Source organism: Roseateles sp. P5_B10 (genome assembly GCF_056400485.1).
In genome coordinates this window covers 1-6,644 of the sequence record NZ_JBFULE010000257.1, presented here as the reverse complement: position 1 = coordinate 6,644, position 6,644 = coordinate 1, and the positions used below count along the sequence as shown (strand labels likewise).

General features: G+C 67.3%; 9 protein-coding genes. 2 read left to right on the top strand and 7 right to left on the bottom strand.

Annotated features, from left to right (window positions below):
* Positions 1-1,065 (top strand): OmpA family protein (locus AC1DU6_RS16135; RefSeq protein ID WP_477858287.1); only part of this gene is annotated, 1,065 nt, incomplete at its 5' end.
* A gap of 24 nt (positions 1,066-1,089) precedes the next feature.
* Here AC1DU6_RS16135 and AC1DU6_RS16130 read toward each other — a convergent pair.
* From AC1DU6_RS16130 to AC1DU6_RS16100, 7 genes are all read right to left on the bottom strand, one after another.
* Complete coding sequence (locus tag AC1DU6_RS16130) at positions 1,090-1,677, bottom strand: RBBP9/YdeN family alpha/beta hydrolase (protein WP_457393220.1); 588 nt, start codon at positions 1,675-1,677, stop codon at positions 1,090-1,092.
* A 3-nt stretch (positions 1,678-1,680) separates the two neighbouring features.
* Complete coding sequence (locus tag AC1DU6_RS16125; protein WP_056197604.1) at positions 1,681-1,899, bottom strand: TOBE domain-containing protein; 219 nt, start codon at positions 1,897-1,899, stop codon at positions 1,681-1,683.
* Positions 1,900-2,015: 116 nt separating this feature from the next.
* Positions 2,016-2,342 (bottom strand): hypothetical protein, encoded by a 327-nt coding sequence (locus AC1DU6_RS16120; protein ID WP_056197602.1) that lies wholly within the window; start codon positions 2,340-2,342, stop codon positions 2,016-2,018.
* A 104-nt stretch (positions 2,343-2,446) separates the two neighbouring features.
* Positions 2,447-3,505, bottom strand: coding sequence for a sulfate/molybdate ABC transporter ATP-binding protein (locus AC1DU6_RS16115; RefSeq protein WP_056199536.1), 1,059 nt, complete (start codon positions 3,503-3,505; stop codon positions 2,447-2,449).
* Positions 3,505-4,389 carry a sulfate ABC transporter permease subunit CysW gene (gene cysW / locus AC1DU6_RS16110; protein WP_477858284.1) on the bottom strand — a complete coding sequence of 295 codons (885 nt, stop codon included), beginning with the start codon at positions 4,387-4,389 and terminating at the stop codon, positions 3,505-3,507. The genes AC1DU6_RS16115 and cysW overlap by 1 nt, the downstream gene beginning before the upstream one ends.
* On the bottom strand, positions 4,386-5,225 hold the full coding sequence (gene cysT, locus AC1DU6_RS16105; protein ID WP_457447253.1) for a sulfate ABC transporter permease subunit CysT: 840 nt from the start codon (positions 5,223-5,225) through the stop codon (positions 4,386-4,388). Before cysT ends, cysW begins: the two co-directional genes overlap by 4 nt.
* Positions 5,225-6,235, bottom strand: coding sequence for a sulfate ABC transporter substrate-binding protein (locus AC1DU6_RS16100; RefSeq protein WP_477858283.1), 1,011 nt, complete (start codon positions 6,233-6,235; stop codon positions 5,225-5,227). Before AC1DU6_RS16100 ends, cysT begins: the two co-directional genes overlap by 1 nt.
* Positions 6,236-6,363: 128 nt before the next feature.
* Between AC1DU6_RS16100 and AC1DU6_RS16095 the strand changes: the two genes are divergently transcribed.
* On the top strand, positions 6,364-6,644 hold a 281-nt coding region (locus AC1DU6_RS16095), incomplete at its 3' end, for a PAS domain-containing protein (protein WP_477858282.1).

Sequence of the window (6,644 nt, the reverse complement as noted above, 5' to 3'; positions counted from 1 at the left end):
GCCGTGCTGCGCGCCGCCACGGCTTTGCTCGCCGATGCGCAGCCGGCCGAGGCCCGGGAGCTGGTGATCGACCCTCTGGTGGACGGTGTGACCGGGCTTCAATCGAATGCCACGCAGACGCTGGGCGCGCAACTGGTCAAGCTGATCGGCCAGCAGTACCCGCGCTACAACGTCAAGCCGTTCAACCCGGTCAACGTCGTGCGCGGGCCGCTGATCCTGACCGGGACCTTCACCGGCGTGAATGCCGAGCGCAAGAGCGAGGGCAGGCGCGAAGCCTTCCGGATCTGCCTGGCCCTGGCGGACCTGAAGACCGGCAAGCTGGTCAGCAAAGGCCTGGCCTTCGCGCTGCCCGAGGGCGTAGACACGACGCCGTTGCCGCTGTTCGCCGATTCACCGGCTTGGGCGCCGGACGATGCCACCACCGGCTATGTGCGCACCTGTCAAGGCACCAAGCCCGGCGACGCCATCCACCCGCTGTACATCGACCGCATCGTGACGGCTGCGACCATCGCTGAGGCCAGCGAGGCCTATGCCGCCAAGCGCTATGCGCAAGCCGCCACGCTGTTCGAGACGGCGCTGGCCAGCCCCGGCGGCAACCAGTTGCGCGTGCACACCGGGCTGTACCTCACGCGGATGCGGCTCGGCCAGCGGTCGGCGGCGGCCAAGGCCTTCGGCGACATCGTCGAGCAAGGGCTCGACCAGAAGCGGCTGGGCGTGAAGGTGCTGTTCAAGCCCGGCACCGCGGCGATCTGGTCGCCGCCGGGCACCACGGCGTTGCCTTATGCGATGTGGATGGGCGAGATCGGCCGCCGTGCTGCGGCGCGGCCGAGTTGCCTGGACGTGGTCGGCCACACGAGCGCAAGCGGCGCCGAGCCGGTGAACGAAAGGATTTCGCTGATGCGCGCGGAGATGGTCGCGGGCGAGTTGAAGCGGGTGGCACCCAAGCTGACGCCGCGACTGGCCAGCAGTGGCGTCGGCTCCAGGCAGGCGCTGATCGGCAACGGCCGCGACGACCTGTCCGACGCGCTCGACCGGCGGGTCGAGTTCCTCGTCCACGGCTGTTGAACTCTCGGCTGCCGAGCCGCCACTTCAGATGGCAAAGGCCCACTCGCGGAACTCGGCATGGCGCGGCCGCTGCTCGGCAGCGGCGCGCGCCCGGGCCGCTTCGATCCAGCTCTTGGCCAGCGGCAGGGGCCCGAAGCCGGCCTCGGCATTGATGTGCCCGACCGGGCCGAGATTGCTGTAACTCGCTCCCCAACGGTGCGCCCAACGCGCGGCGCTGGCGGCGCTCATCCACGGGTCAGTGCTGCTGGCGATCAGCCGCGAGCGGCGCGGCAGGCGATGGTGGGGCAGCGACTCGGCGATGCCGAACTTGTCAGGCTCGGCCGGGGCAACGAAAAGGGCCTCGCGAATGGGGGAGTCAGGGTGGTCAGCCAGGTGGCGCGCCAGCGCCAGGCAGCCGAAGCTGTGGGCCACGGCCAGCCATTCCCCTTCACCCGCCACTTCCAGCGTGCGCTGAATGCGCTCGGCCCAGCGCTCCAACTCGGGTTTGCTCGGGTCGCGCTGCGTGACGCGGCGGGCGTCGCGGTACTGCCCCTGCAGCCAGGTTTGCCAATGCGCCGAGCCGCTGTCGTTCAGGCCCGGGATGATGAGAACGCGCGGCGGCTGGTAGGCCATGGCTTACAGCGTCGCGATCGACACTTCGGTGGACTTGACCAGGGCGACGACCTCGCGGCCGACCTCCAGGCCCAGGTCCTTGACCGAGCGTGTCGTGATGACCGAAGTGACGATGTCGCCGTTGCGGGTGAGGACGTCGACCTCGGAGACGACCGGGCCTTCGATGATTTCCTTGATCGTGCCGCGGAACTGGTTGCGCACGTTGATGGCGGTGATGCTCATTGGGTGTTCCTTGAACAGTGGAACCCCCAGTGTGGTCAGCGCCCTGCGATCAAGGAAGGAAGCAATGCGCAGCAGCGCATGCGCGGGCCGAATATGCCAGCCGGGTGCGGCGCGGCTCAGCGGGCCTTGGCCGGGCGCGCGGGCTTGGCTGGCGTTTCGGGCAGCAGCGCTGAGCAATCGGTGACCAGGCCGTCGAGTGAAGGGTGATCGATGCAGTCCTCGTAATCGGCCCGGGTCGGACGCAGCTTCCCGGCTGCGGGCGGATCGAACCGCAGCGCCGTGTCGTTTCGGCGTTTGGCGGCACTGGCAGCGGACTCGGGCACGACAGCCGATGCAGGGCGCGGAAGCCCACAGGCGTGAGCAGGCCGGGTGAGGTGGTAGACGCCGAGGACGGCGAGGGCGGCGAGGCCGATCAGGCGGCGCTGCAGGGCGGGGATGGGCATGGCGGGCTCCTGGCAGGGCCCGCCGGCGGACTTCGTCGACGCTGACCCTTGCCTGGAYGGACGCAAACCCGACCAGCAAGCGGACAGCCGGCGGGGGTGACCCCCTAGATGCCCGCGCCGGCCTCGAACAGACTCAACCGTGCCGCGCTCAGCTTCACGCGCTGCCCGCCTTGCAGCCGCAACGTGTCCGCCTCCTCGCGCGTCAGCTCTGCCTCCAGCGGCTGGCCATCCGGGCCGATCAGCTCGACACGCGCGCTCGCGCCGAAGGACAGCACGCGCTCCACGGTGGCCGACAAGCCGTGCGCCGACTCGTCGGTCAGGATCTGCAGTTCATGCGGCCGTGCATAGGCCTGCACTTCGCCGTCACCATGCGCGCCCTGGTGCGGCAACTGGTGCTCRCCCATGTGCAGCACACCGCCGCGTGAGTGGCCGACGAAGCGGTTGACCGCGCCAAGGAAACCGTAGACGAAAGGCGTGGCTGGGCGCTCGTAGACCTCCTGCGGCGTGCCAACCTGCTCGACGCGGCCGTGGTCCATCAGCACGATGCGGTCGGCGACTTCCAGGGCTTCATCCTGATCGTGCGTGACGAAGATGCTGGTGATGTGCAGCTCGTCGTGCAGGCGGCGCAGCCAGCGGCGCAGTTCCTTGCGCACCTTGGCGTCGAGCGCGCCGAAGGGTTCGTCCAGCAGCAGCACGCGCGGCTCCACGGCCAGAGCGCGGGCCAGGGCGATGCGCTGGCGCTGGCCGCCCGAGAGCTGAGGCGGGAAGCGGTCGCCCAGCCAGTCCAGCTGCACGAGCTTGAGCAGCTCGGTCACGCGTTTCCTGATCTCGGTCTCGGGCAGGCGCTGCTTCCTGGGCTTCACGCGCAGGCCGAACGCGACGTTGTCGAACACCGTCATGTGGCGGAACAGCGCGTAATGCTGGAACACGAAGCCGACCTGGCGCTCGCGCACATGCGTGTCGGAAGCGTCCTGGCCGTCCAGCAGCACGCGCCCGCGGTCGGCCTGCTCCAGACCAGCAATGATGCGCAGCAGCGTCGTCTTGCCGCAGCCCGACGGGCCGAGCAGAGCCACCAGCTCGCCGGTCGGGAATTCCAGCGACACGTCACCCAAGGCGGTGAAGTTGCCGAAGCTCTTGTGGATGTTCTGAACCTGGATACCCATCATTCGCTCCCGTGCGACGACTGGCTGGCGCGCCACTCGATGAATTGCTTGATCACCAGTGTCACCAGCGCCAACAGCGCGAGCAGTGAGGCCACGGCGAAGGCGGCCGCGAACTGGTATTCGTTGTAGAGGATCTCGACGTGCAGCGGCAGCGTGTTGGTCAGGCCGCGGATGTGGCCAGAGACGACCGACACCGCGCCGAACTCGCCCATGGCGCGTGCRTTGCAAAGGATGACGCCGTACAGCAGGCCCCATTTGATGTTGGGCAGCGTGACGCGGCGGAAGGTCTGCCAGCCGCTGGCGCCGAGCACGGTCGCGGCTTCCTCCTCGTCCTTGCCTTGCGCCTGCATCAGCGGGATCAGCTCGCGGGCGACGAAGGGGAAGGTCACGAAGACGGTCGCCAGCACGATGCCAGGCACGGCGAAGATGATCTTCACGTCGTGAGCCTGCAGCCAGGGGCCGAACCAGCCCTGGGCGCCGAAGATCAGCACATACATCAGGCCGGCCACGACGGGTGAGACCGAGAAGGGCAGGTCGATCAACGTGATCAGCAGCTGCTTGCCGCGGAACTCATGCTTGGCGATCAGCCACGACGCGCTCAGGCCGAACACCAGGTTCAACGGCACCGCGATGGCCGTGGCGATCAGCGTCAGTTTGATGGCGGAGAAGGTTTCCTCTTCGGCGATGGACGCGAAGTACACCTCCCAGCCCTTGCGCAGCGCCTCAGTGAACACGGCCACCAGCGGCAGCAGCAGGAAGACGGCGAAGAAGGTCAGGCCCAGCGCCAGCAGCGTGAAACGCACCACAGGCGATTCGCGCGTGGCCGGGTTGTCCTGGTACTTGGCGCGAGCACGCGGTGGTGCGAGGTGCAAAGCCGTGCTCATCGCTTTCCTCCCCGGCGCGAACTCCAGGCCTGCAGGCCGTTGATGGCCAGCAGCAGCACAAAGCTGACGATCAGCATGACGGCCGCGATCGCCGTGGCGCCCACGTAGTCGTACTGCTCCAGCTTGGCAATGATCATCAGCGGCGTGATCTCGCTGACCATGGGGATGTTGCCGGCGATGAAGATGACCGAGCCGTACTCGCCGACGGCGCGCGCAAAGGCCAGCGCGAAGCCGGTCAGCAAGGCGGGCAGCAGCGTGGGCAACACGACATAGCGGAAGGTCGTCCAGCGCTGGGCGCCGAGTGATGCCGCGGCTTCTTCCAACTCGGTCTCCATGTCCTCCAGCACCGGCTGCACCGTGCGCACGATGAAGGGCAGGCCGATGAAGATCAGCGCCAGCAGGATGCCCAGCGGCGTGAAGGCGATCTTGATGTCGTACTTGGCGAAGAGGGCGCCGACCCAGCCGTTGGGTGCGTACAGCGCCGTCAAGGCGATGCCGGCGACGGCCGTGGGCAGGGCGAAGGGCAGGTCGATCAGCGCATCGACCAGCTTCTTGCCCGGGAACTCATAGCGCACGATGCACCAGGCCAGGATGAGGCCGAAGAAGAGGTTGATGAGCGCGGCCAGCAGCGAGGCGCCGAAGCTGAGCTTGTAGGACGCCATCACGCGCGGCGCGGTGGCGGCGGCCCAGAAAGCATCGAAGCCGTGGCCCGAGGACTTCAGGAACACCGCGGCCAGCGGCACCAGCACGATCAGCGACAGGTAGAACAACGTGAAGCCCAGCGTCGGCGCGAAGCCGGGCAGCACGCGGCGGCGTGCCGAGAGAAACAAGGCCATCAGCGTTTGATCCCGGCCATGACTTGGTCGAACGAGCCACCGTCGGCAAAGTGGGTCTTGCTGACCTTGGCCCAGCCGCCCAGCGTCTGGTCGACGGTGAAGAGCTTGATGTTGGCGAAGCGTTGTGCGTGCTTCTTGAAGATGGCCGGGTCGCGCGGACGGAAGTTGTTCTTGGCGATGATTTCCTGGCCTTCCGGGCTCCAGTGGAAGTCGAGGTAGGCCTTGGCCAGTGCCGCGCTGCCTTTCTTGGCCGCGACCTTGTCGACGATGGCCACCGGCGCGTCGGTCTCGATGGAGATGCTGGGGTTGACCTGCTCGAACTGGCCCTTGCCGAACTCGTTCTCGATCAGTTCGACCTCGGCCTCGAAAGTGACGAGCACGTCACCGATGCCGCGCTGCGTGAAGGTCGTCGTTGCGCCGCGGCCGCCACCGTCCAGTACCGGCACATTGGTCAGCACCTTGGTCACCAGCTCCTTGGCCTGGGCCTCGCTGCCGCCAGTGGCGATGACGCTGCCCCAGATGGCCAGATAGCTGTAGCGGCCGTTGCCGGTGACCTTGGGGTTGGGGATGATGACCTGCACGCCAGGGCGGGCCAGGTCGCTCCAGTCCTTGATGCCCTTGGGGTTGCCCTTGCGCACGAGGAAGGTCATCGTCGACGAATAGGGCGCCGCGTTGTTCGGGAAGCGGCTGCGCCAGTCGGCCGGCGTCAGCCCGGCGCTGGCGAGTTGGTCCACGTCGGTGGCCTGGTTCATCGTCACGACGTCGGCCTCCAGGCCGCCGATGACGGCGCCGATCTGCTTGCTGGAGCCGCCGTGGCTCTGGTTGACGGTCACGGCCTGGCCCTTGGCCTTCTGCGCGGCAACGAAGGCCGGGTTGATCTGCTTGTAGAGCTCGCGSGMGACGTCGTAGGAGACATTGAGCAGCGTCGCGTCCGAGGCCAAGGCGGGCAGGGCGGCCGTGGCTGCAATCAGCGCGACCAGGGCACGGCGGGTGGGCAGGAAAGGGGGCATGACTGGGCCGTCGGGTGAACGAAAGCCGAGAGGGTGCCCAAAGTCTCTTATTCGCGGAAGGACAGTTTTCTTATTTCCTTATTCGTTCCAAGGCATTGAGTGGCGCGCTGCTTGCTAATCTCATGAGCATGCCGTTTGCCCTTGACCACCCCTCGACCGCCTCGCTGCTGCTGGAAAGCACGGGTGAAGGCATCTTCGGCATCGACATGGCCGGCTGCTGCACCTTCGTCAACCGTGCCGCCTGCGAGGCTCTGGGCTGGCGCACGGAACAGGTGCTGGGCCGCAACATGCATGAGCTGATCCACCACTCGCGAGAAAGTGGTGCCCACTATCCGGAGTGCGACTGCCCGATCTTCAATGCTTTTCGCCGCGGCGAGCCCTGCCGCATCGACGACGAGGTGCTGTGGCG